The following is a 25,600-nucleotide window of genomic DNA, read 5'->3' as shown; positions in this document are numbered from 1 at the left end:
GGCTGGCAGCTGCCGTGTGTGGCGTCAGAAATCCGGCGCGGATTCGAAACTGCACGCGGCCCCGTGCCGGGGGTGCGCAAACTCCAGCACGCAGGCGTGCAGCAGCAGCCGGGGCGCTTTTTGCTGGGCCGCTTCGTCGGCATACAGCATGTCGCCCAGGATGGGGTGGCCCAGGGCGGCCAGGTGCACGCGCAGCTGGTGGGTGCGGCCCGTCACGGGCTCCAGTTCGACGCGCGAGGTGCATGTGGTGCCATCCTGGCTCAGCAGGCGCCAGCGGGTCTGGCTGGGCTTGCCCAGGGTTTGATCGATGACACGCAGCGGACGGCGCTCCCAGTCGGCGGCGATGGGCAGGTCAATCTCGTTCCAGCCCGGGTCTGCCGCGCCCAGCAGGCCGTGCACCACCGCCTGGTAGCGCTTGTGCACCTGGCGCTCGGCAAAGGCATGGCTCAGGCGGCGCTGCGCGTCGATGTGGCGCGCCATGAGCACCAGGCCCGAGGTGGCCTGGTCCAGCCGGTGCACGATCAGCGCGCCGGGCCAGCGCTGTTGCGCGCGGGCGCTCAGGCAGTCCTGCTTGTCGGGCCCCCGGCCGGGTACGCACAGCAGGCCCGAGGGTTTGCACAGCACCAGCAGGTCGTCGTCTTCGTACAGCGCCAGTACGCCATCTGCCACGGGTTCAGGCAGGGTCATTGCCCACGATCAGCCGTTGCACGGTGGCGCAGAGTTCTTCCACGTCGTTGGGTTTATGGATCAGGGCCTGGGCGCCTTCGGCCAGCGCGGCCTGTTCGATCTCGGCCGTGACGTAGCCCGAGGCCAGGGCCACGGGCAGGTCGGGGCGGATGAGGCGGGCCTCGCGCACCAGGTCCACGCCGCAAAAGCCGGGCATGTTGTAGTCGGTGACCAGCAGGTCGTAGCGCTGGGGCGCCGCGCGCAATGCTGCCGTGGCCTCGTGGGGGTCGGTGAAGCCGCTCACCTCGTAGCCCCGGCGGCGCAGCAGGCGCTGCACCAGAAAGACCAGCGCCTGGTCGTCGTCTACGTACATCACATGGTGCTTCTTGGCGGGTGTGGAGCTGGACGGTGCCGCAGGTGCGGGCGCTGCGGCCTCCGTGGCTAGGGGCTGTGTCTGCGGCGCCGAGTTGGCTGGCGCAGCGGTTGTGGCACTGGTCGCCACCGGAAAGTAAAGCGTGAACCGACTGCCCTGGCCGGGCGTGCTCTGCACGTCCACACCGCCTTCGTGGGTGCGCATCACGCCATGCACCACGGCCAGGCCCAGGCCTGTGCCCTGGCCCACGGGCTTGGTGGTGAAGAAGGGCTCAAAGATGCGCTCCAGGGTGGCGGCATCCATGCCGGGGCCGGTGTCACGCACCGTCAGCGCGACGTAGTCGATGGGGGCCAGCCCCAGGCGTTCGGAGAGGCGCTGGTCGGGCTGCACGGTGGCAGCCTCCACATGAATGCTGCCGCGCTCTGCGCCCTGGCCCTGGATGGCATGGACGGCGTTGGTGCACAGGTTGAGCAGTGCCTGCTCGACCTGCGTGGCATCGGCCAGCACGGGCGGCAGGCCCGCCTGCAGCTGCATGTGCAGCTCGATGGCAGGGGGCAGGGTCACGCGCAGCAGGCGTTCGGTGTCGTGCACCACCTCGGCCAGCGACACCGCCGAACGCTGCGGGGGCTCGTTGCGGCTGAAGGTGAGGATCTGGCGCACCAGGTCGCGCGCGCGGCGGCCGGCCTTGTCGATCTCCAGCAGACTTTCCAGCACGGGCGAGCCTGCGGCGCAGTCGGCCTTGGCCAGCTCCACGTTGCCCAGGATCGCACCCAGGATGTTGTTGAAGTCGTGCGCAATGCCCCCGGCCATGGTGCCCACGGCCTGCATCTTGTGCGATTCGCGCAGCTGGGCTTCCAGTTCGTTGCGGTGCGCCTCGGCCTTCTTGCGGCCGGTGAGGTCGCGGGCAAACACGGTGGTGGTTTCCCCGTCGGCATGGCGCTCGAACGACACGCTCACCTCCACCGCCAGCTCCTTGCCGCTGGCGGTCAGCGCGGTCATCTCGCCCAGCAGGGCCTGCGTGGTGAGCTGTGCAAACGCGAGGGCCTGCGCCGCGTCAGGCAGGAAGCGGTCGAGCGTGCTGCCCAGCGCATCGCTGGCGCTGCACTGGAACAGCGCGGCGGCTGTGGGGTTGAACACGGTGATGCGCTGGTGCTGGTCCACGCAGATGATGGCGTCCAGCGCGGAGTTGATGACGGCCTCCAGCCGCTTTTCGCTGGCGCGGATCTGCTCGTTGCGCTGCTGCAGGGTCTCTGCGCTGTGCTGCAGCGCCTGGCGCTCGGCCAGCAGTGGGCCCTGGTCGATCACGGCGCACAAGAACTGCGACAGCGGCGGGCCGCTGGTCTGCGGTGCCTCGATGTGGGCGATGTGCAGGTCGCCGGTGATGCGCGTGGTGTCGCTGATGGTGAAGACAACCTCCTTGACCTCGCTGTGCCCCAGGTCCTGCGCCTGGGCAAAGGCCTCGCGCACGCGGGCGGCGTCTTGCGGGCACACAAAAGGCATCAGCGCGGTCAGTGGCCGGTCGCGCTCCGTGGGCTGGAAAGAGCGGTGCGCCATGGAGTTGGCCTGCACCACCATGTCGTGGTCGTCCACCACCATGAGGGCCAGCGGCACGCTGGCAAACAGAGTCTCGAAGCGTTCGTAGGCGCTCTCGGCCACGGTCTGGCTGTAGCGCAGCACCTTGTTCTGGTTTTCTAGCTCGGCCTGGTAGGCGCGCAACTCAGCCACCAGGCCCTCGGCCGGAGCGCCGGGCGTGCGGGGTGGGCTGGCAGGCTGGCGGGGCATGTGTTCTGCAGTTGCGGGCTGGCGGCCTGCAGGGTCCAGAAAAGACAGGTCGGGTTCACTCATGGAGGGGCGCGGTCAGCCGGGTGCGTGCCCGGGCGCTCGCCCAGGCTTTCTCAAGTAAGTGTACGCCCGCCCATCTGACGCCATGCGATGGCGACTGCAGCGTTAAAGCGCAGTTGCAACGTGGATGGAGGTCGATTGTTGATGAATCGCGAACAATCCGTTTCTTTGGCAGGGCTTACCGAACCGTTGTGGGGTGCCTACAGTTCAACCATCGATACATCCCTCGATCCACACATTCTTTCAGGACCCTGCCATGACCACAGACACCACCCTCGCCCAACCCCTGCTGAACAAGCTGCAATGGCGCTACGCCGCCAAGAAGATGAACCCCGCCAAGAAGGTTCCGCAGGACAAGGTGGAGCGCATTCTCGAAGCCGCACGCCTGGCCCCCACCTCCAGCGGCCTGCAGCCGTTCGAGATCATTGTGGTGACCGACCCCACCGTGCGCGCCAAGATCCAGCCTATCGCCTGGAACCAGGCCCAGATCACCGACGGCTCGCACCTGCTGGTGTTCGCTGCCTGGGACAACTACACGGCTGACCGCATCAACATGATGTTCGACATGACCAACGACCAGCGTGGCTTCAAGAACGAAGGTTGGGAAAACTACCGCCAGATGCTGCTGAACAGCTACCCCCAGCGCGATGCCGAAGTGAACTTCCAGCACGCCGCCCGCCAGGCCTACATCGGCATGAGCGCAGCCCTGATCGCTGCGGCGTTTGAAGAAGTGGACTCGACGCCCATGGAAGGTTTCGATCCCAACGCGCTCGATGAAATCCTGGGCCTGCGGGCTCGTGGCCTGCGCAGCGTTGCCATCTTGCCGCTGGGCTACCGTGCCGACGAAGGCGACTGGCTGGTGAACCTGAAGAAGGTGCGCCGCCCCCGCGAGCAGTTCGTTACCGAAGTCTGAGGCTCTTCTCCTCAAGCACAAAAAAGGCTGGACAGTGGTCCAGCCTTTTTTGCGTGTGGAGTATCAGCGTGTGGCGGGCGCCGCATCCGTCACGTGGCGCATGGGTGTCAGCACAAAGGCCAGTGCTGCCAGCACCACCAGCGTGCCACCGCTGGCCGCAAACAGCTGGGTGAGCGTGATGCTCTTCATCACCCAGCCGGTCACAGCGGCCGAGATGGGCGCCAGGCCCATGAAGATGAACATGAACAGGCTCATTGCCCGGCCCAGCAGCGCCGGGGGCACACGCTGCTGTATCCAGGTGAACACGCTCACTTGCATGAAGCCGCCCAGCAGGCCGATGAGCAGCATCAGCGCTGCCCCCTGCCACACGGCGGTGATCAGGCCCATGGGCATGAACAGCGCGCCGATGACCACGTCAAATGCCAGGATGGTCATCCCCAGGCTGCCAAAACGCAGCCGGGGCACCATGCCTGACACCACCATGCCCAGCAGCGTGCCCGCACCGTGGGCGCCCACGATGATGCCGAAAGCCGCCGCCCCCAGCGCGGGCGTGCTGCTGGCCAGCACCGGGATCGCTATGTGGATGGGGCCCATGATGAACAGTGCGATCGCACTCCAGTAGAGAAAGCAGGTGCGCAGCTCGCTGTCGCGCCAGAAATGCACCAGTCCCTGGGCCACCGACGCCAGCACTGCCTGGGGTGCGGCTGCGGGAGCTGCATGGCTGGCATGGGTTTGCACCTTGGACAGCGTCCAGGCCGACACGGCAAAACTCAGCGCGTCGAGTGCAAAGGCCAGGCCAATGCCGAAAGCGTTGGCGCGAGTGGGTGTTTCAGCGGCCACAGTGCCAGGGGCCTCGCCCGTGCCAAACAGCGCGATCAGCAGCCCTGCCAGCAAAGGGCCGAGGAACATCGTCAACTGCCGCAGGCCCAGGCTGATGCCATTGGCGGCCTGCAGCTGCGATCGTTCCACCACGTGCGGCATCATGGCCGTGCCGGCCGGAATGCTGAAGGCGGTGGCCAGGCCAATGCCCAGCGACAGCGCATACACCATCCACAGCGTGAGCGTGCCCGCAAACACCAGCCCCGCCAGCACGGCCAGCAGCACCAGGTTGATGTATTTGGTGATCATCAGCACCTGCTTGGGCGAATGCCGGTCTACCAGTGCGCCGCCGATCAGGATGAACAGCGCACGTGGCACGCTGACGAGGGCCAGTACGGTGCCCAGCACCAGCGTGTCGCCGGTCATCTGCAGCACCAGCCAGGGCAGGGCAATCAGGGTGAACTGGTCGCCCAGCATGGACAAGGCCGAGCCGCCAAGCATCCAGCGGAAGTTGCGGTCCTGCAGCAGCGTGGCGCGCGGGTCTGCGGGTGGGTGGGCAGGACGGGGTGAGGTGTCAGGTCGCATGGATGAGGTCTCCCAAAGAATGACGGGCGTGCGTGCGCCCCGTGAGCAAGCGGCCCACAGCGGTAAAACGCACAAACAGGTGGTAGCTGGCCAGGCACAGTGCCGTCGTGGCCAGCACGTTGATCAGCATCTTGGCCAGGGCCGGAATGGACAGGCCATACAGCAGCGCACCCAGGCCGATCGTGAGTGGCAGGTGCACGAGGTACACCCAGTACGAGCTGTCGGCCAGGTAGGCCAGCCAGGCGCGGGGCTGGCCCACATGGCGCAGAAAAAGCCCGATCAGCGCAAAGCTCCACAGCCACGACGCGCTGTTGTAGGCCAGCGCCATCCAGAACTGCAGGTGCCGGGTGGCAGACACGGGCGCGGCCAGCAGGTCGGTGAACGCCCCGGTGACCAGCACCAGTGCAAAGGCCGATGCCTCCGGCTGGGCCAGCACTTCTGACAGCAGCGCAGTGATCAGGAATCCCGCAAGCCCCAGGCCCGCCAGCGCAGGCCAGTGCCGTTCGTAGCGTGCCATCAGCGCCTTGCGGTGCGCATACAGGCATAGCCCAAAGCCGTAGAACAGCCCGTTGTGTATCCATTCCGCCAGCGGCGGCAGGAAGGACCCACTGGGCGTGACGATGCCATGGTCGTAGCCCGCGCCAATCCAGGCCAGCGGCAGCGTGAGCACCAGCAGGCCCGCCGGGGTGCCACCCATCCAGAGGGCTCCGCGTTGCAGGGCCTGCTGCATCTTGTGCGGCAAGGCACGCACCGCTGTCCATGCCACGGGCGTCAGCAGCGCCAGCCACAACAGCATCCACAAGAACCACAGGTGCATGGTGGCCGGGCCCTGGGGCACGTTGGGGCCTTGGGGCAGCAGACTGCGGTCCACGCCCCAGGTTCCATAGGCCATGCGGTGCAGGAACATCAGCCCGAGCAGCGCGCAGGCGACGAACAGCGGCGGCCAGAACAGCGCAAAGGGCAGTCCCAGGCGACGCAGCCGGTTGCGCACCATGCCAGCCAGCCCGTGCCGTTGGACCAGCGCCGCCACAAAGAACCCTGCGAGGATAAAAAACAAGGGCATGCGGAAGGCATGGATCACCGCCACCAGCAGGTCGGCCAGAGGACTGGATTGGTCGTCGTGCCAGGGCAGGGGCGATGGCCGGCTCATGTAGAGGACCGAGACATGCAGCACGATGCCCAGCCACATCATGGTGGCACGCAGGTTGTCCAGGGCGTGTAGCCGCCGGGTGGAGGGGGCGGGGGAGGGCGTCGATCCGTTCATGGGGACCAACTGTGGTGCCTCACGTCGCGTGAGGGTCAAGCGCTTTTCAGTGGTTTTTTTGGAGGCGGTGCGAGACCGTTTCAGCGGTGCGCAGAGATGGCTACAGCCACAGCAGGGCTTGGCATCGCTAGCGCCAGCGCCGCATGCAGGTAGGCGCGTACGGGGGCACTCAGGGGCGAGCCTGCCTGCAGCAGTGGCTCGTTGGCCGACGCCGTGAGCAGCTTCTGCCGCAGTGGCGCATCGCCGCGCGTCAGCTGGTCAAACAGCTTGTTCCAGTGCAGTGCAGCCGCCGCTGCTTCGGCGTGGTCGGTGGGGATTTGGCGGGTCAGCAATTGCTGTACGTCGCGCTCCAGCGCCGCCCACGCGGTGTGCGGCACATGGCCCAGCATGCGCAGGTCGTCGCGGGTCAGGTACTTCTCCAGCAGGGCAAGGCGCAGCTTGATTGCTGTCTCCACGTACTCGATCATGTCGCCCGGTGGCGCGTGGTTGCGGCCCTGGGTGCTGGGCTCGGTGCGGAACATGTGGCCCCAGCGCTCCAGCAGGTCGAGGTCGCCGCCCATCCAGTGCAGCATGAGCGCCATCCAGCGGTAGGCCAGTGCCTGGACCTCGGGCGCTTCGGGTGGCAGCTGCCGGTCCATGGCATCGCGCACCAGGTCCTTGACCACAAGCCAGTCCGCCTCGATCAGGCTCCAGTTGGTGAAGATCTGCTTGAGCTCGGTGGTGCTGAAGTACTTGCCATAGGTGGTCATCAGCGCCAGTGCTTCGAGCCAGTTGCCCATGTTGGGCTCTGCCCCGGCCATCAGGCCATCGCGCAGAATGGTCAGGCGCCCGCGCAGTTCGGTAGCCTGCGCAATCTGCTGGTCCAGTGCCCGAATTTGCTGGGCAATGATGCGCTCGGGTGCCATGCCTTCGCCGGCCAGCAGATCGCCGATGTCGCTGAGCGCCAACCCCATCTGGCGCATGGTCTGGATGCCGTGCAGGCGCTGCACATCGGCCTGGCTGTAGAGCCGGTAACCCGCCTCCGAGCGGCCCGAGGGCGTGAGCAGGCCGATCTCGTCGTAGTGGTGCAGCGTGCGCACCGTGAGGCCAGTGCGCCGCGCGAGGTCACCGACCTTCAGCAACATGGGATCAACGGCCGACGGAAATCAGCTCGACTTCAAAGTTCAGCGTAGCGTTGGGTGGAATCACGCCACCTGCTCCCCGAGCGCCGTAGGCGATGGAGGGTGGGCAGGTCAGCTTGGCCTTGCCGCCTGGCTTCATGCGCTGCACGCCTTCGGTCCAGCAAGGGATCACGCCATTGAGCGGGAACGAGGTCGGTTCGCCACGCTTGTAGGAGCTGTCGAACTCCTTGCCGTCGAGGAACACGCCCTTGTAGTGCACCTTGACCGTGTCGGTGGCCTTGGGCGATTCGCCCGTGCCGTCCTTGAGGGATTCGTAGACCAGGCCGCTGGCGGTGGTGACGGGCTTGGAGGTCTGCGCATGTGCAGCGGTAAACGGAGCAGCCAGCAGGCCAACGACGAGGAGGGCGGGGGAGATGCGCACGGGGTTCCTTTGAATTCAACGAAGGGGACGGGCTGGCACCAGGGACGTGGGGCCAGTGGCGCGCCAGTGTAAGGGGGTTCGGACGCAGGAGGCCGCGTTAACAAGCGTTAATGCGCGCGGCGCCGCACGCCACCACACTGGCGCCGCGGCCGATGGGTGCCGTTTTCATTCGCGGAGATAGACGGATGCAATCACATGACGGCCCTGGCGGACTGTGGGCACGCAGGGCTTTTTTGGGCGCTTTGGCAGTCGGCAGTGGCGCGGCAGCCGCACAGCCAGCGCCATCCTCGCAAGAACCCCTGGCCGCGCGGCTGCCGCAGAGCATGGCGCGGGCTGGCGGTGCCGATGTGCCCTATGGGCAGCCGTCGGCCTACGAGGCGGCCGTGCAGCGCTCGGTGTCGCACGTCTCGGGTTTTGCGGGGTGGCGCACGCCGCTGCAGCACCAGCGCGGCATCATCACCCCGAGCGGGCTGCACTTTGCCGTGCACCACAACGGGGTGCCCGACATCGACCCTGGTCGGCACGAACTGCGGCTGCACGGTTTGGTTAACAAGCCTTTGCGCATTGACCTGCCCCGGCTGTTGCGCTACCCGATGGTCAGCCGCGTGCATTTTCTGGAATGCGCAGGCAACTCGGCAGCCAATGCGCTGTCGCCCACAGCGTTGGACCAGACCCTGGGCGAACTCGCAGGCGAGGTGTCGTGCTCAGAATGGACGGGAGTGCCGCTGGCGTACCTGCTGAACGAGGCGGGGCTGAAGGACAGCGCCCGCTGGGTGGTGGCTGAGGGGGCCGATGGCGGATCGCACAGCCGAAGCCTTCCGCTCAAAGCGCTGCTGAAGCATGGCATGGTGGCGCTGTACCAGAACGGTGAGCGGCTGCGGCCCTCGCAGGGCTACCCCATGCGCCTGTTCATGCCCGGCTGGGAAGGCAACGTCAACATCAAATGGCTGCACCGGCTGGAGGTGACCGACGCGCCGGCCTACACCAAGGACGAATCGGGCCTGTACACCCAGGTACTGGCCGACGGTCGCATCGAACGCTTTGCCTTCCACATGGACGTGAAATCCGTCATCACCCACCCCTCGGGCCAGCAGACGATGCCCGAAACCCAGGGCTTCTACGAGATCGCCGGGTTGGCCTGGTCCGGCTACGGCCGCATTGCCCGGGTGGATGTGTCGGTGGACGGCGGCCGCACCTGGACGGCAGCGCAGCTGCATGGGCCTGTGCTGGACCGCGCGTTCACGCGCTTCACGCTGCCCTGGAAGTGGAATGGACGCCGTGCCGACCTGTTGAGCCGGGCCACCGATGAGCATGGTCGCACGCAGCCGCTGCGCAGCGAGTGGAAGCGGCGCTACGCCATGCATTCCTTCAACCACTACAACGCGATGCAGGCCTGGCGCGTGCAGGCCGATGGGCGCGTGGAGAACCTGTATGCGTGAGCGCCTGTTCCATCACCGCCTTTTCACGAGGATGGCCACCTTGCGGTGGGGCGGAGGGATGTTCGCCGCGGCCGGACTGCTGCTGTACGCCGGGGTCGCCAGCCAGGCGCAGACGCAACCCGCGCCCAGCATGGCACCTGCGGCCCCGCCGGCCGTCATTGGTCTGGCGCAGCCACTGTCTTCCGAGGAGGTTGCGCGCTACTCCATCACCATCTTTCCCGATGGTCGCAATTTGCCGCCGGGCCAAGGCAGCGCGGCACAGGGCGCGCAGCTCTACGCGCGGCACTGCGCGGCGTGCCACGGCGCGCAGGGCATGGAGGGGCCGGCCTCCCGCCTCGTGGGGTCGGATGGCTTCATCGCCTGGAACGACCTGTTGCGGCCTTTGCGTGTGCGCCAGTACCCTTTGCAGGTGCTGTCGGTGGGGGCGATGTGGCCGTATGCCACCACGGTGTTCGACTACGTTCGCCGGGGTATGCCGATGCATGCGCCCAAGAGCCTGACCGATGACGAGGTATATGCCGTGACCGCGCATCTGCTGCATTTGAATGGGCTGGTCAGCGCCAGTGCGGTAATGAACAAGGAAAGCCTGCCCCAGGTGGTGATGCCGGGGCGGGACCGCACGGTCAGCGCCTGGCCGCTGGGGCGGTGAACGGCGGTTTCATCCGCCGCGTGCTGCATCCAGCATGCCCAGCCGGGCTCGGATGCGGGAGAGCGACACCGGCGAGATGCCCAGGTAGCTGGCCACATGGTGCTGGGGCAACTGGCTGGCCAACTCTGCGTGCGAAGCCAGGAACGCCTGGTAGCGCGTCTCTGGCGGATGGCTGAGCAGTTCGGCCTCGCGCCGGGCGTGCGACTGGAAGACGTAGCCCAGGGCTTCTTGCAGCGGGGGGGCGATGTACGGAAAGGCTCCCATCCAGTCCTGCAAGGTGGAATAGTCCAACTCCACTGCGTCCACGGGCGCCAGTGCCTCAATGGCGTAGGGGCTGCGTAGCGCGAGCGGCGGCAGGCTGCCCGCCACCCATTTGCCCGCGCCGTGGAACGAGCGGTTGCGCTCGGTACCTTGTTCGTTCAGGTAGAACAGCCGCACCACGCCGCTGCGCAGGTGCCAGCAGTGTGTGCTGGTTTCTCCGGCACGCTGCAGCAGCGCACCGGCGCTGAACTGGCGGCGGGGCAGCGCTTGCCACAGTGCAGCCAGACCGGGCTCCGTCTGGACGAGCGCCTCCAGCGCGGGCGGTTCGCAGACGTTGCAGACGCTGGGCGAGGCGGTCACAGCGCTGCGCCCCGTCAGGCGTAGTCCGACACCGGGATGCAACTGCAGCTCAGGTTGCGGTCGCCCCACACGTTGTCCACGCGGCCCACGGGCGACCAATACTTGGCCTGGCGCAGGGCTGCCACGGGGTAGGCAGCCGCTTCGCGGCTGTAGGGGCGGGCCCATTCGCCGGTGAGAAGGTTCTCCGCCGTGTGGGGCGCGTTCTTCAGCGGGTTGTTGTCCTGCGGCAGCTTGCCCGCTTCGATCTGGCGGATCTCTTCGCGGATGGCAATCATGGCGTCGATGAAACGGTCGATCTCGAACAGCGTTTCGCTCTCGGTGGGCTCCACCATCAGCGTGTTGGGCACCGGGAAGCTCAGCGTAGGCGCGTGGAAGCCGTAGTCGATGAGGCGCTTGGCCACGTCCTCGGCCATCACGCCGCTGGTGTCCTTCAAGCCGCGCAAGTCCAGGATGCACTCGTGCGCCACATGGCCGTTCTCGCTCGCGTACAGCGTGGGGTAGTGGTCCTTGAGGCGCGCGCTGATGTAGTTGGCGCTGAGGATGGCGGTTTCGGTGGCCGCTTGCAGGCCGTCGGCGCCCATCATGCGGATGTACATCCAGCTGATGGGCAGCACGGCGGCGTTGCCCAGGGGGGCGGCGCTCACGGGGCCCACCTTGCCGTTGGTAGGGCTCTTCGGCTGGTCATCCTGGCCAGGCAAACCGGGCAGGAAGGGCACGAGGTCCGCGACCACACACACCGGGCCCACGCCGGGGCCGCCACCGCCGTGGGGGATGCAGAAGGTCTTGTGCAGGTTCAGGTGGCTCACGTCGCCGCCAAACTCGCCGGGGGCGGCCACACCCACCAGGGCGTTCATGTTGGCGCCGTCCACATACACGCGGCCGCCGTGGCTGTGCACCAGGGCGCACAGTTCCTTCACCTGGGTCTCGAACACGCCGTGCGTGCTGGGGTAGGTGATCATCACGCAGGCGATGTTGCCGCTGTGCTGCTCGCACTTGGCCTGCAGATCGGCCAGGTCCACGTTGCCGCTGGCGTCGCAGGCCGTCACCACCACCTGCATGCCCACCATCTGTGCGCTGGCGGGGTTGGTGCCGTGCGCGCTGCTGGGGATCAGGCAGATGTTGCGGTGGCCTTCGCCACGCGACTCGTGATACGCCTTGATGGCCAGCAGGCCCGCGTATTCGCCCTGGCTGCCCGCGTTGGGTTGCAGGCTGATGCCCGCATAGCCCGTGGCCTCGCACAGCCAGGCGCGCAGTTGCTCGTCCAGCTCCTTGTAGCCCTGCTGCTGGTCGGCCGGGGCAAAGGGGTGCATGTGGGCAAACTCCGGCCAGGTGATGGGGATCATCTCGCTGGTGGCGTTGAGCTTCATGGTGCACGAGCCCAGCGGGATCATGCTGCGGTCCAGCGCCAGGTCCTTGTCGGACAGCTGGCGGATGTATCGCAGCATGCCGGTTTCGCTGTGGTGGGTATTGAACACCGGGTGCGTGAGGTACTGGCTGGTGCGGCGCAGCGCGGTGGGGATCAGGGGCTCGATGCCGTTCTCAAACGCGTCAAACGTGGGCAACGCCTGGCCGTCCTTGGCAAAGATCTTCCACAGCAGCTCGATGTCAGCACGGGTGGTGGTCTCGTCGAGCGAGATGCACAGGTAGTTTTCGAAGTAAATACGCAGGTTTGCGCCTGACTGTATTGCCTTTGCAGCTATTGATTTTGTAGCGTTATCGGTTTTCAGCACCAGCGTGTCGAACGTGGCTTGTTCGCGCACGGGGGCGCCCAGTTGTTGCAGCCCCAGGGCCAGGATGGCGGTGTAGCTGGCCACGCGCTGGGCAATGCGCGCAAGGCCCTCGGGGCCGTGGTAGACGGCGTACATGCTGGCGATCACGGCGGGCAGCACCTGGGCCGTGCAGATATTGGAGGTGGCTTTTTCGCGGCGGATGTGCTGTTCGCGCGTCTGCAGCGCCAGGCGGTAGGCGGGCTTGCCGTGCACGTCCACGCTCACGCCCACCAGGCGGCCAGGCAGGCTGCGCTTGTATTCGTCGCGGCAGGCCATGAAGGCCGCGTGCGGGCCGCCCGCGCCCATGGGCATGCCAAAACGCTGGGTGGTGCCCACCACAATGTCTGCGCCTTGTTCGCCGGGCGGGGTGATGAGCGTGAGGGCCAGCAGGTCGGCCGCCACGATGAAGGCGGCCTGCTTGGCGTGGGCTTTTTCCACGTCGGCGCGCAGGTCGTCAATGCGCCCGCTGGTGGCGGGGTATTGGGCCAGCACGGCAAAGTAGTCACCCGCCAGCAGGCTGTTCCATTCTTCGGCCGAATTGGCCAGGCGCACTTCCAGGCCCAGGGGCTTGGCGCGTGTCTGGATCACTTCAATGGTCTGCGGGTGCGCGTCGCCCGCCACCACAAACACGTTGCTCTTGCTCTTGACCGAGCGTTTGGCCAGGGTCATGGCTTCGGCAGCGGCGGTGGCCTCGTCCAGCATCGATGCATTGGCAATCGGCATGCCGGTCAGGTCGCACACCATGGTCTGGAAGTTGACCAGCGCTTCCATGCGGCCCTGCGAGATTTCGGCCTGGTAGGGCGTGTAGGCGGTGTACCAGGCGGGGTTCTCCAGGATGTTGCGCAGGATGACGCCCGGCGTGTGTGTGCCGTAGTAGCCCTGGCCGATGAAGCTCTTGAGCACCTTGTTCTTGCCCGCGATGGCCTTGAGCTCGGCCAGTGCCGATGCCTCAGTGGTGGCTGCTGGCAAGTCCATGGCGCGGCTGCGTGCGATGGAGCGCGGCACGATGGAGTCGATGAGCGCGCGGCGCGAGGCCTCGCCGATCACGGACAGCATGTGGGCTTCGTCCGCTGCGTCGATGCCGATGTGGCGGGGCAGGAATTCAGCGGCGTTTTCCAGCGCGGACAACGGCAAGAAGGTGGGCAGGGCGGCAGTCATGGCGGGCGTTCGAGGTGCTATGAAAAAAGAGCTGCTGGCGCTTTTTAGCTATCGGTTTCAGAGGTTTTTTATCTGAAACCTAATGGAATCAAGCGCTGGCAGCTATGGTTTTTGAAACCAGAGATGAATGGGCCAAGCGCCTTCAGGCGTTGGCCGCAAATGCGCTGTAGGCGGTTTCGTCCATCAGGGCGTCGAGCTGGGCGACATCGGCCAGCTTGACCTTGAAGAACCAGCCAGCGTTCAGCGGGTCGCTGTTGGCCAGCGAGGGGTCGGCGCGCAGGGCTTCGTTCACTTCGACGATCTCGCCGGTGACGGGCATGTAGACATCGGCAGCAGCCTTCACGGACTCGACCACACCCGCCACGTCACCTTGGTTGAACGTGGCACCGACCTCGGGCAGGTCCACAAACACCACATCGCCCAGCGCATCCTGTGCGTGCACGGTGATGCCCACCACGGCAGCGGCCGTGTCGGCGGTGTTGATCCATTCGTGTTCTTTGGAAAATTTGACGGTCATGGGGAAGCTCCTCAAGCAAGGGGATAAATAAAGGAATCAGCAATGTAGCGGGCGCGGGCCGCGTTGGTGTGCAGCCACCTGCGAAATCAGCCGCGAAAGTAGTTGGCGGGCGTGAAAGGCATGGCGCGCACTTCCATCGGCACGGCCTTGCCGCGCACGATGGCGTTCACGCGCGTGCCGATGGCGGCAAAGGCGGGCGCCACATAGCCCATGGCCACGGGTTCGTTCACCGTGGGGCCCAGCAGGCCACTGGTCACTTCGCCAATCTTCTGGCCATCGGTGTTTTGCAGCTCGGTGTGCTCGCGCACAGGCACACGCTCCAGCGCGACCAGACCTACGCGCTTGCGGGGCAGGGTGGCGGGGTTGTCGATCTGGGCCAGCACCTTGTCTGCGCCAGGGAAACCACCTGCGCGGGCGCCACCGGTGCGGCGCACCTTCTGGATGGCCCAGTTCAGCGCGGCTTCGGGGGGCGTGGTGGTGGTGTCGATGTCGTTGCCATACAGGCACAGGCCGGCTTCCAGGCGCAGCGAGTTGCGGGCGCCCAGGCCGATGGGCTTGACCTCGGGCTGGGCCAGCAGGGCGCGGGCGAGCGTCTCGGCCTGCGCGGCGGGCACGGAGATTTCGAAGCCGTCTTCGCCGGTGTAGCCGCTGCGGGTCACAAAGCAGTCGCAGCCCGCGATGCTGAACGCGCCACCGGTCATGAACACCAGCTTTTCCACGCCGGGCGCAAGGCGGGCGAGGGCGGTGACGGCCTGTGGGCCCTGCAGGGCAAGCAGGGCGTGGTCGGGCATGGGCGCCACGGTGCAGCGCTGGCCGATGCGGGCCTCTATATGGGCAATGTCGCCCACCTTGCAGGCGCCGTTCACGATGACGAACAGCGTGGGTTCACCATTCACCACGCCCTGGTTGAAGAACATCAAATCGTCGATGACCGTGCCTTCGTCGGTCAGCAGCAGGCCGTAGCGCTGCTTGCCCACGGGCAGGTCGATCACGTCCACGGGCATCAGGGTCTCAAACGCCGCAGCGGCATCGGCACCGATGAGCTTGAGCTGGCCCATGTGCGACACGTCAAACAGGCCCGCAGCGGTGCGGGTGTGTACATGCTCGGCCATCAGGCCTGCGGGGTACTGCACGGGCATGGAGTAGCCGGCAAAAGGCACCATTCGGGCGCCTAGCTCAATGTGCAGGGCGTTCAGGGGCGTGGTGAGCAGGGGGGCGGTGGCGGACATGGCGGAACTCCGGGGCAAATGGGGGCCGCAGCCACCAAGGTGACTACGGGATTTGCCCTGCTGTCCGCTTTACCTGAGAGATTCACCGCAACGCCCTGGCTGGCCGTGCGGTTTGCTCCTTCGGTGGATGGCCTGCACACAGTTTCTTTTCTGTGGGGCCACCTCTCTCCAGCAAGGGAACGCCCGCATCACTGCGGGCGGTTGCCAGTCCTTTTGCCTGAGCGTTCGGCTGCTGCCTGCGCCTTCGGCGGTGCTGCACGCCCGGTTGGGTGGGCGGAGCACTCTCTCCTGACGGGCGGGATTCTAACGCCTACTTGGCATAGACCAGGTCGCGCAAGGCCAGAGAAATCGATGGCACATAGGTGATGACCAGCAGGCACACCAGGATCACACCCACAAAAGGCAGTAAGTGTTTGATGATCCGGTCCAACGAAATCTTGGCCACCGTGCAGGCCGCAAACAGGTTCACGCCAAAGGGCGGCGTGATCATGCCCAAGGCCAGATTCACCACCATGATCAGCCCGAAGTGCACCGGGTCGATGCCGAAGTGCATGGCCACGGGCGCCAGGATGGGGGCCAGCACGATGATGGCGGCGCTGGTCTCAATGAACATGCCGATCACGAACAGCGCCGCGTTCACGCCCAGCAGGAACAGGGCGGGGGATTGCAACACCGCCTCCAGCCAGCGGCCGATGGCATCGGGCACCCCGGCGCGGGTGATGAGGAACGCAAACAGCCCCGCATTGGCGATGATGAACATGATCACCGCCGACGAGATGGCCGATTTGCGCAGGATGGCGTACAGGTCTTTGAGCTTGATCTCGCGGTAGATCACCACGCCCACGATCAGCGCATAGAACACGGCCACGGCCGATGCCTCGGTGGGGGTGAACACACCGCCATAGATGCCGCCCAGGATGATGACGGGCATCAGCAGCGCCCAGCCCGCCTGCAGCGTGGCCTTGCCAAAGGACAGGCGGCCATCGCCATCGTTCTTGCCCCAGCCCTTGTACTTGCAGTACGCCCATACGAAGAGCATCAGTGCACCGCTGATCAGCAGGCCCGGGCCAAAGCCCGCAATGAACAGCTCGCCAATCGACACCTCGGCACTCACGCCATACAGAATCATCGGGATGGAGGGCGGGATGATCACGCCCAGCTCGGCACTGGTGGCCTGCAGCGCGGCTGCGTAGCTGGTGGGGTAGCCATGCTTGATGAGCGCCGGAATCAGGATGGCGCCAATCGCAAACGTGGTGGCCACCGATGAGCCGGACACCGCCGCAAAGATCATGCAGGTCAGCACGCAGGTCATGGGCAGGCCCCCCTGCACGCCCCCCACAATGCTCTTGGCAAATTCCACCAGGCGGCGCGAGATGCCGCCGGTCTCCATCAGGTTGCCCGCGAGGATGAAGAAGGGGATGGCCGCCAGCGGAAACTTGTTGATCGAGGCGAACATCTCCTTCACCGAGATCAGCATATTGGCGTTGGACGCCTGGATGCCGAGGATGGATGCAAGACCAATCGATACAGCCACCGAGATGGTGAGCGCGAAGCACAGCACCATCGTGGAAATCATCACGGCGCTCATTGGGCGGTCTCCAGTTCCATGCGCAAGGGGTCGATCAGGTTGCCGATGATGCCCACGGCGCAAAAGACGCCGCCCACGGGCATGGCCAGGTAGGCCCAGAACATCGAGACCGACTCCAGCCCGGCCATGCTTTGCACGCCGCCGCGCTGGGCGTAGTCCCAGCCGTACCAGATGACAATCCCGATCAGCGCCAGCGCTGCCAGCGCCACCACCCAGTCCAGCACCCGCCGCATGGCAGGGCGGCTCCAGCGGTACAGCACGTCCACGCTCACCATTGCCCCCTGGCGGAAGGCTGCGGGGATGGCGAGGAACACCATCCAGATCAGGCTGAAACGGATCAGCACTTCAGTCCATTCGGCGGGCTGTTCCAGCACAAAGCGCATGAGGATCTGGAACATGCCCAGCGAGGCAGACAGGGCCAGCATGGTGCAGGCCCCTAGCATGGCGATGAAGGTGGTCCATCGCTCAAAAGTGAGAAAAGCATTTTTCATGGGGCGGCGCCGACCATGGGCAGTTGTTGAATCGACAGGTAGGACAACACGGTAGGAACGCAGGAAGGAAACACGGGGTAAGAATAAAAACGCCCGATAGCGCAATGGCTACGGGCGTTGGTTGCTACTACAAAGATAGTAGCGCGCGCATCACTTGACGTCGCGGATCTTGTCGAGCGTGGCCTTGCCGAACTGCTTTTCGAACTCGGCATTCACGGGGGCCAGGGCCGCCACAAACTTGGACTTGTCGGGGTTGTCCACCACCGTCATGCCCTTGGCACGCAGGTCAGCCACACCCTTGGCGTCGTCCTCGTCCACGCGGGCGCGGTTGGCCTTGGTGCCTTCTTTGGCGGCCTCGATGAAGGCCTGCTTGTCGGCGGCCGTGAGCTTGTCGAACGAGCCCTTGTTCATCACAAAGATGGCGGGCGAGTACACGTGGCCGGTCAGCGTCAGGTGCTTTTGCACTTGGTCGAACTTGGCCGAGATGATCACGGGCAGCGGGTTCTCCTGGCCGTCCACGGTGCCTTGCTGCAGGGCGGTAAACACTTCGGGGAAGGCCATGGGCGTGGTGATGATGCCAAAGCCCTTGTAGGCAGCGATGTGCACGGGGTTTTCCATCGTGCGCATCTTCAGGCCCTTGAGGTCTTCGGGCGTGTTGACCGAGCGCTTGCTGTTGGTCATGTGGCGAAAGCCGTTTTCGGCCCATGCCAGGGCCTTGAAGCCCTTGCTGTCGAACTTGGTCAGCATCTCCTGGCCGATGGGGCCGTCCAGCACAGCACGGGCATGCGCCTTGTCGCGGAACAGGAAGGGCACGTCCAGGATCTTGGTTTCAGGCACAAAGTTGGGGATGGGCCCCGTGGAGCTGAAAGCCAGCTCTTGCGTGCCCAGCTGCACGGCTTCAATCGACTCGCGCTCGCCGCCCAGGGCACCGTTGTAGAAGGTCTGGACCTTGTAGCGGCCGCTGGTGCGCTTTTCGACTTCCTTGGCAAACGTGTCGATGGCAACCCCCTGGTGGGAATTCTGGGCCGTCGAGATGCTGATGCGCATGGTGGTTTGCGCGCCAGCGGTGGCCATAAAGCCGAGCGCGAGGCTCAGTCCAACGACGAGTTTGGTCAATTGCATGGTGTCTCCTGTTGATGGTGGGTCAGGGGGCGCGTTTGGCACCCTTGCGGAGCTGCCCCCGACCTCGCTGAAATTATGGCGGTGCAGCATGACCGCAGGCATCCGGGTTTGTGCTGGTAAGCGTGCTTATCAACTGGGCGGCAGGGCGCTTGCAGTTGCGTTGGCGACACCCCTGATGCCGGGTTGGCAGATGTTTGCACGCAGTCTGCATGGCGGCCGATGGGTGCTAGCAATGGGGGCCGGAATGCCAAGGGCCCCGTGCTGGCGGTAACCAGCCGGGGCCTTGTCAATTTGTGCACTCCGGTAAGAGCGCCTTGATGGAAGAAGTATGCGCCGCGTGGCAGAGATGAATTTGCTGAATTCGCTTGGTTTCATCTCATTCGCAGAAAAATTTTCTGTACTGGAGATTTTTTGTGAATAATCCGGCCGATGGATCGCCTCGATAGAAAAATTCTCGCCGTGCTGCAGGGCAACGCGCGCGCCAGCTTGCAAGAGATCGGCCAGGCCGTGGGTCTGAGCCCCTCGCCCTGCTGGGGCCGCATCAAAAAGATGGAAGAAGCGGGCGTGATCCAGGGCTACACGGTGCGCATCAACCCGCAGTCGCTGGACCTGGCGGACACCGTGCTGGTGCAGGTCACGCTCGACAGCCACTCGGACAACACGCTCGAAAAATTTGGCGAGACGCTGGCCAGCATCCCCGAAGTGATCGAGGCCCACCTGGTGTCGGGCGACTACGACTACCTGCTGCGCATCGTGGTGAAAGACACGCGCGACTACGAGCGCCTGTTGCGTGAGAAGCTCTACAAGATCAAAGGCATACGCCACAGCCGCTCCAGCTTTGTGCTGCGCACGCTCAAGAAGGCGGATCTGCCGCTTTTTGTCGGGTGAGTTTGAGTAAAAATGGCCGCTTCCGCGCTATGGATAAGCGCTTTAAGCTATAAAAATAGGAGCATTCTGCATTTGCCGGAATGCGCTTGGGAGCCCTTACCATGAACCTGCGATTTGTCGAAGCCTTCTATTGGGTGGCCTCCCTCAAAAGCGTGACGCGTGCGGCCGAGAAGCTGTTCCTCACGCAGTCGGCCATGTCCAGCCGCATCGCTGCACTCGAAGAGGAGCTGGGTGTGCTGCTGCTGGACCGGCGCGACAAGCACTTCAAGCTCACGGTGGCAGGGGCCCGTTTTCTGGTCTATGCCAAACGCATGCTGGAGCTGCAGCGCCAGCTCAAGGCCGAGATGGGCTCGGGCGGGCCGCTGGAGGTGTCGATCCGCCTGGGGGCCATCGAATCGGTGCTGCACTCGTGGCTCATCCCGTGGGTGGAGCAGCTGCGCAAAGACAATCCTTTGCTGGAGCTGGAGCTGACAGTGGAGACCACGCCCGTGCTGCTCGACCAGATCCGCCGGGGCACGCTGGACGCCGTGTTTGCCGCGCTGCCTGCGGCAGCCGACGGCATCCGCAGCCAGGCCGTCACGCCCATGGAGATGGTGTTTGTGGGCAACAGCAAAACGCACCGCAAGCGGCGCTACGCGCTCGAAGACTTTGCGGGGGCCGACATCCTGACCTTTCAGCGCGGCTCGCAGCCCCATGTGTCCTTGCTCGACACGTTGCGCCAGGCCCAGGTGGAGCCGCGCTGCGTGCACACCATCTCGTCCATCTCGGCCATGGTCCAGCTGGTGCAGGGCGGTTTTGGCGTGGCCACGCTGCCCCGGCTGGCGGTGCAGCGGCTGCTGGCCTTTCCGGACTTGCGGGCGCTGGCCTGCGACACGGCATTGCGCCCCCTACCCATCCACGTGAGCTACCACGAAGACCCATCCTCACCGGCGATGGAAGCTGTTGTGCGCTCGGCACTCAGCTTCATCGACGCGCAGCCGCCACTGCCCAAGGCGCGCAAAGCCCGCGCCTGAGCAATTTTTCGTGCCACCGTAGGCGCCCCTGCACCTGCGCAGTGCATGGGCGCAGCACCTGCATTGCGCATCCGCTGCAGCAACACAGAGCGATTGAAAAGCATGTCGGCCAGCACGCGCGCGTTCCACGGCCGTCAGAGGCTCTTTTTTTTCCGGGTTAACCCTTAAATTGCCACCAAGGGTTAACCCTTGGGCACCAGTCTGGTTCACTCCGCCCCAATGAAGTGCATCGAAAAAATCGATGAGCTAAGAGAAAATTTTTGAATTTGCCAGCAGGCAGTGCAGGCCAACACAATCCGCCCAACGTCATGCAATTGACATTTCTCAATGCAAGGAAACACGGTGGATTCAGTTCAAGACAAAGCGCTGGCAGTGTTTGGCGCCGAGGGAATCAACAACCCCGGCCACGTGCGCAGCGTCATCCGGCAAGGGGCCTGGTCGTCGCACACCAGTGGTCTGGCACACGGGCGGGTGCAGGGCAACCTGGTGATCCTGCCCGAGGTGCAGGCGGGTGACTTTCTGCGCTTTTGCCAGCGCAACCCCAAGCCCTGCCCAGTGTTGGCCGTGAGTGAGCCCGGCCAGGTCACGCTACCTTCGCTGGGGCAGGGCATCGACATCCGCAGCGATGTGCCCCAGTACCGCGTCTGGCGCCACGGCGAGCTGGCGCAAGAGGTGGCCGACATCACCGACCTCTGGCGCGCCGACCTCGTGACCTTTGTACTCGGCTGCTCGTTCTCGTTCGAGTCGGCGTTGCAAGAAGCCGGCATCAGCCTGCGCCACATCAACGAGGGCAAGAACGTGGCCATGTACCGCACCAACATCGCCACCGAAGCCGCCGGGCCCTTTGGCGGCGCCATGGTGGTGTCCATGCGGCCCATGCCTGCTGCCGATGTGATCCGCGCCGTGCAGGTCACTTCGCGTTTCCCCAACGTGCATGGCGCCCCGGTGCACATCGGCGACCCGGCACTCATCGGCATTGCCGACATTGCCCAACCCGACTACGGCGATGCCGTGGCGCTGCTGCCCGACGAAATCCCTGTGTTCTGGGCCTGTGGGGTCACGCCGCAGTCCGCCATCCTCAACGCCCAACCGGCGTTCTGCATCACCCACGCACCGGGTTGCATGCTGGTCACTGATCTTCTTAACCACCAACTCGCCAGCTTCTAAGCGGCTTACCCCCAGGAGTCTCACCATGAAAAAATTTGCACTGTGTATGACGGCCGCTCTCAGCGTGTGCGCGGCCCAGGCCCAGGTCAAGTGGGATCTGCCCACCGGCTACGGTGCTAACAGCTTCCAGACGCAAAACGTGCAGCAGTTCGCCACCGATGTGGACAAGCTCACGGGCGGCAAGCTCAAGATCACCTTGCACCCTGGTGGTTCGCTGTACAAGGCCAATGAGATCAAGCGTGCCGTGCAGACCGGGCAGGTGCCGTCGGCCGAGTTCATCCTTTCGGGTGCCTCCAACGAGAACCCGCTGTTTGGTGTGGATTCCATCCCCTTCCTGGCGACGAGCTACGCAGACTCCAAGCGCCTGTACCTGGCTGCAAAGCCTGCGCAAGAGAAGCTGCTGGCATCGCAGGGGGTGAAAGTGCTGTTCAGCGTGCCATGGCCCGGCCAGTCGCTGTATTCCCTCAAGCCTGTGAGCACGCCTGCAGACTTCGCAGGCACCAAGATGCGCGCCTATAACCCGGCCACCACACGCATCGCGCAGCTGCTCAAGGCCCAGCCCGTCACGATCCAGCTGTCCGAACTGGGCCAGGCCCTGGCTACCAACACCGTGCAGAACTTCTTGACGTCGAGCGCCAGCGGCGTGGAGTCCAAGCTGTATGAGCAGGTCAAGTATTTCTACCCCGTCAGCGCCTGGTTGCCGCGCAACGCCACGGTGGTCAACCAGAAGGCCTTTGATGCGCTCGACAAGCCCTTGCAGGACGCTGTGCTGAAGGCTGCGGCCGATGCCGAGGCGCGCGGCTGGGCCACCAGCGAGCGGGTGGACAAGGAGTTCATCAAGGAGCTGACTGCCAAAGGCATGACGGTGGCCGAGCCCAGCGACGGCATCAAGAAGGAGCTGGCCAGCATTGGTGAATCGATGACGGCTGACTGGGTGAAGTCGGCCGGTGCCGAGGGCCAGGCCATCATCGACGCCTACCGCAAGAAGTAAGCGCCGCGCTCCAGGCCCCGCCAGGGGGCCGGGCAGCACCTGAGTGCGTGCTGCCCCGTTTCCAGCCACTCCCTTTTCATTTTTCAAGCGTTACCGGAGTACGCCATGGACAAACTCGTCCGAAATTTCTACAGGCTGCTGATGCTGCTGTCCGGCATCTCCATGCTGGCCGCGTTCGCCGCCGTCACGCTGGGCGTGTTTGCCCGTGAAGTCATCCACCTGAACATCGACGGGCTTGATGCGTACGCAGGCTACGCCATCGCCGCTGCGCTGTTCTTCGCCTTGCCCAGCACGCTGCAAAACGGCGACCACATCCGCGTGACGCTGGTGCTGGACCGCCTGCCAGCGCGCCTGCGCTCGGCCTTCGAATGGTTCTGCCTGAGTGCGGCGCTCGTGCTCACGCTCTACATCGCCTGGTATGCCGTGCGCTCGGTCTGGATCTCGTACATCACGCACGACATCTCGCCCGCAGCCGACGCCTCGCCGCTGTGGATCCCGCAGATCAGCATGGCCATGGGCTGCATCGGCTTTGCGCTGTCGTTTGCCCATGCCCTTGTCCTGCGCTTTCAGGGTGTGGCCTTCATGGCCGTGTCCGAATCGGCGCGTTCCGAATAAACCGAACCCGGAGACACCATCATGGACGTCATCATCGCGTTGGGCCTGATCGTGGTGCTGTTCGCAGTGCTCGGCTCGGGCCTGTGGATCGGCCTGTCACTGCTGGCAGTGGCCCTGGTCGGCATGGAGCTTTTTACCAACCGCCCCGTGGGCGACAGCATGATGCTGACCATCTGGGGATCTACCTCCAGCTGGACGCTCACGGCCTTGCCGCTGTTCCTGTGGATGGGCGAGATCCTGTTCCGCAGCAAGCTGTCGAGCAGCATGTTCAAGGGCCTGGCCCCGTGGCTGGAGCGCTTGCCGGGCCGCCTGCTGCATGTGAACGTGGTGGGCTGCACCATCTTTGCCGCCATCTCGGGTTCGTCGGCCGCCACCTGCGCCACCATTGGCAAGATCACGCTGCCCGAACTCAAGCAGCGCGGCTACCCCGAAGACATCTCGGTGGGCACCCTGGCTGGGGCGGGCACGCTGGGCCTGCTCATTCCGCCGTCGATCATCATGATCGTCTATGGCGTGGCGGCCAATGTGTCGATCTCCAAACTCTTCCTGGCGGGCGTGATTCCAGGTCTGCTGCTGGCGGCACTGTTCATGGGCTACATCATCGTGTGGGCACTGTTCAACAAGGACAAGGTACCCGCGCCTGATGCCCGGCTGAGTTTTGCACAGAAGCTCTACGCCTCGCGCCACCTGATCCCCGTGGTGTCGCTCATCGTGGTGGTGCTGGGCGCCATCTACAGCGGCATCGCCACGGCCACCGAGGCCGCCGCGCTGGGCGTGGCCGGGTCGCTGATCCTGGCCAAGATCGAGGGCTCGCTCAACTGGGCCTGCTTTAAGGAAGGCCTGGTGGCGGCCTGCCGCGTGTATTGCATGATCGGCCTCATCCTGGCGGGCGCAGCCTTCCTCACGCTGGCCATGGGTTTCATCGGCCTGCCACGGCATCTGGCCGAGTTCATCGGCGCGCTGCACCTGTCGCCGTTTGCGCTGATGCTGCTGCTCATCGTGTTCTTCATCATGCTGGGCTGCTTTCTGGATGGCATCTCCATGGTGGTGCTGACCATTGCCGTGCTGCTGCCCACGGTGGAGGCTGCGGGCTTTGACCTGGTGTGGTTCGGCATCTTCATCGTACTGGTGGTGGAGATGGCACAGATCACGCCGCCCGTGGGCTTCAACCTGTTCGTTCTGCAGGGCATGACGCGCCGCGAAGTCACCTGGATCGCCCGCACCGCGCTGCCCTTGTTTGCCCTGATGATCGTCGCGGTCATCATGACTTACTTCGTGCCCGACGTGGTGCTCTGGCTGCCGCGCCAGATGCAGGGCTGATCCACCGCACTGCGACCCAGCCTGCACAGGAGTCCCCATGAAAACCGTTGTGTTGCTGGCCGCGCTTGCCGTGGCCCCGGTGCTGCACGCCCAAACCCAGTGGAAACTGGCCACGGGCTACCGCGCAGAGTCCTTCCACACCCGCAATGTGGTGCAGTTTGCGCAAGACGTGGAGCGCGCCTCGGGCGGGGCGTTGCGCATCGAGGTCCATGCCAACAACACGCTGTTCAAGCTGGGCGAGATCCCCCAGGCCGTGCAGGACGGAAAAGCCCAGGCAGGCGAGACCATCATGACCAGCCTGGTGCAGGCCATGCCCATTGCCGGGGCCGATGCGGTGCCCTTTGTGGTGCGCAGCTATGCCGATGCGCGCCGCCTGTGGGATTTGCAGCGCCCGCTGATCGACGTGCACTTTGCGGCCAAGGGCCTCAAGGCCTTGTATGCCGTGCCCTGGCCGCCGCAGGGGCTGTTCTCCATCGCGCCCGTGCGCTCCTCGGCCGATTTCAAGGGCACGCGCATGCGCACCTACAACCCGGCTACGGTGCGCATTGCCGAGCTGCTGGGCGCCGCCCCGGTGGATGTGCCCATGGTCGAGGTCAACAAGGCGCTGTCGGCGGGCAAGCTCGATTCCATGATCACCTCCGCCCTGACCGGGGTGGAGAACCAGGTCTGGGGCCAGATCAAGCAGTACTACAGCATCAATGCCTGGTTTCCCAAGAACATCGTTTTTGTGAACCAGCAGGCCTTTGATGCACTGCCGCCCCCGGCACGCCAGGCCGTGACCCAGGCCGCTGCCGAGGCTGAAACGCGCGGCTGGGCCCTGAGCGCGGCCGTGGCCGAAGAGTCGGTGGGCGAGTTGCAGCGCAAGGGCATCAAGGTCGAACGCGCATCCGCCGAGCTGGACACCGAACTCAAGCGCCTGGGTGAACGCTTTTCCCGGGAATGGGTGCAGTCGGTTGGCAATGAGGCCAACAAGATTTTCATTCCCTACTACTTTCAACGTTAGTCCGTTAACCAGTGAG

Annotated in this window: 23 protein-coding genes and 2 riboswitches; of the genes, 10 read left to right on the top strand and 13 right to left on the bottom strand. The window is 65.0% G+C overall.

Annotation, left to right across the window (positions count from 1 at the left end; all coding sequences use genetic code 11):
- Positions 1-24: 24 nt before the first annotated feature.
- A complete protein-coding gene (locus ACSQ3O_RS14610; protein WP_436139414.1) occupies positions 25-687 on the bottom strand; it encodes an RluA family pseudouridine synthase in 663 nt (220 codons plus the stop codon).
- Entirely contained in the window at positions 674-2,884 is a 2,211-nt protein-coding gene (locus ACSQ3O_RS14605) for a PAS domain-containing hybrid sensor histidine kinase/response regulator (RefSeq protein WP_436139413.1), read from the bottom strand. Before ACSQ3O_RS14605 ends, ACSQ3O_RS14610 begins: the two co-directional genes overlap by 14 nt.
- A gap of 253 nt (positions 2,885-3,137) precedes the next feature.
- On the opposite strand from ACSQ3O_RS14605, the gene ACSQ3O_RS14600 reads away from it, so the two are divergent.
- A complete protein-coding gene (locus ACSQ3O_RS14600) occupies positions 3,138-3,794 on the top strand; it encodes an NAD(P)H-dependent oxidoreductase (RefSeq protein ID WP_436139412.1) in 657 nt (218 codons plus the stop codon).
- A 63-nt stretch (positions 3,795-3,857) separates the two neighbouring features.
- Here ACSQ3O_RS14600 and ACSQ3O_RS14595 read toward each other — a convergent pair whose 3' ends face one another.
- The 4 genes from ACSQ3O_RS14595 to ACSQ3O_RS14580 form a co-directional block, all read right to left on the bottom strand.
- Complete coding sequence (locus ACSQ3O_RS14595; protein WP_436139411.1) at positions 3,858-5,198, bottom strand: MFS transporter; 1,341 nt, start codon at positions 5,196-5,198, stop codon at positions 3,858-3,860.
- Complete coding sequence (locus ACSQ3O_RS14590) at positions 5,188-6,462, bottom strand: acyltransferase family protein (RefSeq protein ID WP_436139410.1); 1,275 nt, start codon at positions 6,460-6,462, stop codon at positions 5,188-5,190. The genes ACSQ3O_RS14595 and ACSQ3O_RS14590 overlap by 11 nt, the downstream gene beginning before the upstream one ends.
- An 80-nt stretch (positions 6,463-6,542) precedes the next feature.
- Positions 6,543-7,586: a MerR family transcriptional regulator gene (locus ACSQ3O_RS14585; RefSeq protein ID WP_436139409.1), complete on the bottom strand. Its 1,044-nt coding sequence runs from the start codon at positions 7,584-7,586 to the stop codon at positions 6,543-6,545.
- 4 nt (positions 7,587-7,590) lie between these two features.
- On the bottom strand, positions 7,591-8,004 hold the full coding sequence (locus tag ACSQ3O_RS14580; RefSeq protein ID WP_436139408.1) for an FKBP-type peptidyl-prolyl cis-trans isomerase: 414 nt from the start codon (positions 8,002-8,004) through the stop codon (positions 7,591-7,593).
- Positions 8,005-8,189: 185 nt separating this feature from the next.
- On the opposite strand from ACSQ3O_RS14580, the gene soxC reads away from it, so the two are divergent.
- Together soxC and ACSQ3O_RS14570 are read left to right on the top strand one after the other, a co-directional pair.
- On the top strand, positions 8,190-9,443 hold the full coding sequence (soxC, locus tag ACSQ3O_RS14575; protein ID WP_436139407.1) for a sulfite dehydrogenase: 1,254 nt from the start codon (positions 8,190-8,192) through the stop codon (positions 9,441-9,443).
- Positions 9,436-10,092 (top strand): c-type cytochrome, encoded by a 657-nt coding sequence (locus ACSQ3O_RS14570; RefSeq protein WP_436139406.1) that lies wholly within the window; start codon positions 9,436-9,438, stop codon positions 10,090-10,092. Before soxC ends, ACSQ3O_RS14570 begins: the two co-directional genes overlap by 8 nt.
- Positions 10,093-10,101: 9 nt before the next feature.
- Here ACSQ3O_RS14570 and ACSQ3O_RS14565 read toward each other — a convergent pair whose 3' ends face one another.
- From ACSQ3O_RS14565 to ACSQ3O_RS14535, 7 genes are all read right to left on the bottom strand, one after another.
- Positions 10,102-10,713 carry a Crp/Fnr family transcriptional regulator gene (locus ACSQ3O_RS14565; RefSeq protein WP_436139405.1) on the bottom strand — a complete coding sequence of 204 codons (612 nt, stop codon included), beginning with the start codon at positions 10,711-10,713 and terminating at the stop codon, positions 10,102-10,104.
- 14 nt (positions 10,714-10,727) lie between these two features.
- Positions 10,728-13,640 carry an aminomethyl-transferring glycine dehydrogenase gene (gcvP, locus tag ACSQ3O_RS14560; RefSeq protein WP_436139404.1) on the bottom strand — a complete coding sequence of 971 codons (2,913 nt, stop codon included), beginning with the start codon at positions 13,638-13,640 and terminating at the stop codon, positions 10,728-10,730.
- Positions 13,641-13,782: 142 nt separating this feature from the next.
- Complete coding sequence (gene gcvH / locus ACSQ3O_RS14555) at positions 13,783-14,157, bottom strand: glycine cleavage system protein GcvH (protein WP_137748965.1); 375 nt, start codon at positions 14,155-14,157, stop codon at positions 13,783-13,785.
- A gap of 86 nt (positions 14,158-14,243) precedes the next feature.
- Positions 14,244-15,386 carry a glycine cleavage system aminomethyltransferase GcvT gene (gcvT, locus tag ACSQ3O_RS14550; protein WP_436139403.1) on the bottom strand — a complete coding sequence of 381 codons (1,143 nt, stop codon included), beginning with the start codon at positions 15,384-15,386 and terminating at the stop codon, positions 14,244-14,246.
- A gap of 50 nt (positions 15,387-15,436) precedes the next feature.
- A riboswitch (glycine riboswitch) is annotated at positions 15,437-15,568 on the bottom strand.
- Between the two features lie 21 nt (positions 15,569-15,589).
- Positions 15,590-15,679: riboswitch (glycine riboswitch) on the bottom strand.
- 17 nt (positions 15,680-15,696) lie between these two features.
- Positions 15,697-16,974 carry a TRAP transporter large permease gene (locus ACSQ3O_RS14545; RefSeq protein WP_436139402.1) on the bottom strand — a complete coding sequence of 426 codons (1,278 nt, stop codon included), beginning with the start codon at positions 16,972-16,974 and terminating at the stop codon, positions 15,697-15,699.
- Positions 16,971-17,465, bottom strand: coding sequence for a TRAP transporter small permease (locus ACSQ3O_RS14540; protein WP_137748968.1), 495 nt, complete (start codon positions 17,463-17,465; stop codon positions 16,971-16,973). The genes ACSQ3O_RS14545 and ACSQ3O_RS14540 overlap by 4 nt, the downstream gene beginning before the upstream one ends.
- A 150-nt stretch (positions 17,466-17,615) precedes the next feature.
- The gene (locus ACSQ3O_RS14535) at positions 17,616-18,587 is read right to left on the bottom strand and encodes a TRAP transporter substrate-binding protein (RefSeq protein ID WP_137748969.1); all 972 of its coding nucleotides are present in this window, start codon (positions 18,585-18,587) and stop codon (positions 17,616-17,618) included.
- A 429-nt stretch (positions 18,588-19,016) separates the two neighbouring features.
- On the opposite strand from ACSQ3O_RS14535, the gene ACSQ3O_RS14530 reads away from it, so the two are divergent.
- The 7 genes from ACSQ3O_RS14530 to ACSQ3O_RS14500 all read left to right on the top strand — a co-directional run bounded on the left by ACSQ3O_RS14530 (position 19,017) and on the right by ACSQ3O_RS14500 (position 25,584).
- Entirely contained in the window at positions 19,017-19,475 is a 459-nt protein-coding gene (locus ACSQ3O_RS14530; protein WP_298207511.1) for an Lrp/AsnC family transcriptional regulator, read from the top strand.
- A 101-nt stretch (positions 19,476-19,576) separates the two neighbouring features.
- Positions 19,577-20,488: a LysR family transcriptional regulator gene (locus tag ACSQ3O_RS14525; protein ID WP_137748971.1), complete on the top strand. Its 912-nt coding sequence runs from the start codon at positions 19,577-19,579 to the stop codon at positions 20,486-20,488.
- 372 nt (positions 20,489-20,860) lie between these two features.
- On the top strand, positions 20,861-21,655 hold the full coding sequence (locus ACSQ3O_RS14520; protein ID WP_375708165.1) for a putative hydro-lyase: 795 nt from the start codon (positions 20,861-20,863) through the stop codon (positions 21,653-21,655).
- 25 nt (positions 21,656-21,680) lie between these two features.
- Entirely contained in the window at positions 21,681-22,646 is a 966-nt protein-coding gene (locus ACSQ3O_RS14515; RefSeq protein WP_436139401.1) for a TRAP transporter substrate-binding protein, read from the top strand.
- Positions 22,647-22,751: 105 nt separating this feature from the next.
- Positions 22,752-23,261, top strand: coding sequence for a TRAP transporter small permease (locus ACSQ3O_RS14510; protein WP_094290642.1), 510 nt, complete (start codon positions 22,752-22,754; stop codon positions 23,259-23,261).
- A 21-nt stretch (positions 23,262-23,282) separates the two neighbouring features.
- Entirely contained in the window at positions 23,283-24,581 is a 1,299-nt protein-coding gene (locus tag ACSQ3O_RS14505) for a TRAP transporter large permease (protein WP_436139400.1), read from the top strand.
- Between the two features lie 37 nt (positions 24,582-24,618).
- Positions 24,619-25,584, top strand: a complete 966-nt coding sequence (locus ACSQ3O_RS14500) for a TRAP transporter substrate-binding protein (protein ID WP_436139399.1) — start codon at positions 24,619-24,621, stop codon at positions 25,582-25,584.
- The last annotated feature ends 16 nt before the right edge of the window (positions 25,585-25,600 follow it).

It is taken from the genome of Acidovorax sp. LjRoot74 (genome assembly GCF_964254355.1).
Taxonomy (GTDB): domain Bacteria; phylum Pseudomonadota; class Gammaproteobacteria; order Burkholderiales; family Burkholderiaceae_C; genus Acidovorax.
The sequence above is the reverse complement of the archived record's forward strand: the minus strand, read 5'-3'. Positions and strand labels throughout refer to the sequence as shown.

Bases quoted from the DNA above. Each gene is read 5' to 3' on its own strand.
- ACSQ3O_RS14525 (WP_137748971.1), top strand. From the start codon at position 19,577: ATGAACCTGCGATTTGTCGAAGCCTTCTATTGGGTGGCCTCCCTCAAA.
- gcvH (WP_137748965.1), bottom strand. From the start codon at position 14,157: ATGACCGTCAAATTTTCCAAAGAACACGAATGGATCAACACCGCCGAC.
- ACSQ3O_RS14530 (WP_298207511.1), top strand. From the start codon at position 19,017: ATGGATCGCCTCGATAGAAAAATTCTCGCCGTGCTGCAGGGCAACGCG.
- ACSQ3O_RS14515 (WP_436139401.1), top strand. From the start codon at position 21,681: ATGAAAAAATTTGCACTGTGTATGACGGCCGCTCTCAGCGTGTGCGCG.
- gcvT (WP_436139403.1), bottom strand. From the start codon at position 15,386: ATGTCCGCCACCGCCCCCCTGCTCACCACGCCCCTGAACGCCCTGCAC.
- ACSQ3O_RS14595 (WP_436139411.1), bottom strand. From the start codon at position 5,198: ATGCGACCTGACACCTCACCCCGTCCTGCCCACCCACCCGCAGACCCG.
- ACSQ3O_RS14585 (WP_436139409.1), bottom strand. From the start codon at position 7,586: ATGTTGCTGAAGGTCGGTGACCTCGCGCGGCGCACTGGCCTCACGGTG.
- ACSQ3O_RS14600 (WP_436139412.1), top strand. From the start codon at position 3,138: ATGACCACAGACACCACCCTCGCCCAACCCCTGCTGAACAAGCTGCAA.
- ACSQ3O_RS14540 (WP_137748968.1), bottom strand. From the start codon at position 17,465: ATGAAAAATGCTTTTCTCACTTTTGAGCGATGGACCACCTTCATCGCC.
- ACSQ3O_RS14535 (WP_137748969.1), bottom strand. From the start codon at position 18,587: ATGCAATTGACCAAACTCGTCGTTGGACTGAGCCTCGCGCTCGGCTTT.
- ACSQ3O_RS14500 (WP_436139399.1), top strand. From the start codon at position 24,619: ATGAAAACCGTTGTGTTGCTGGCCGCGCTTGCCGTGGCCCCGGTGCTG.
- ACSQ3O_RS14545 (WP_436139402.1), bottom strand. From the start codon at position 16,974: ATGAGCGCCGTGATGATTTCCACGATGGTGCTGTGCTTCGCGCTCACC.
- ACSQ3O_RS14605 (WP_436139413.1), bottom strand. From the start codon at position 2,884: ATGAGTGAACCCGACCTGTCTTTTCTGGACCCTGCAGGCCGCCAGCCC.
- ACSQ3O_RS14590 (WP_436139410.1), bottom strand. From the start codon at position 6,462: ATGAACGGATCGACGCCCTCCCCCGCCCCCTCCACCCGGCGGCTACAC.
- gcvP (WP_436139404.1), bottom strand. From the start codon at position 13,640: ATGACTGCCGCCCTGCCCACCTTCTTGCCGTTGTCCGCGCTGGAAAAC.
- ACSQ3O_RS14570 (WP_436139406.1), top strand. From the start codon at position 9,436: ATGCGTGAGCGCCTGTTCCATCACCGCCTTTTCACGAGGATGGCCACC.
- soxC (WP_436139407.1), top strand. From the start codon at position 8,190: ATGCAATCACATGACGGCCCTGGCGGACTGTGGGCACGCAGGGCTTTT.
- ACSQ3O_RS14505 (WP_436139400.1), top strand. From the start codon at position 23,283: ATGGACGTCATCATCGCGTTGGGCCTGATCGTGGTGCTGTTCGCAGTG.
- ACSQ3O_RS14510 (WP_094290642.1), top strand. From the start codon at position 22,752: ATGGACAAACTCGTCCGAAATTTCTACAGGCTGCTGATGCTGCTGTCC.
- ACSQ3O_RS14610 (WP_436139414.1), bottom strand. From the start codon at position 687: ATGACCCTGCCTGAACCCGTGGCAGATGGCGTACTGGCGCTGTACGAA.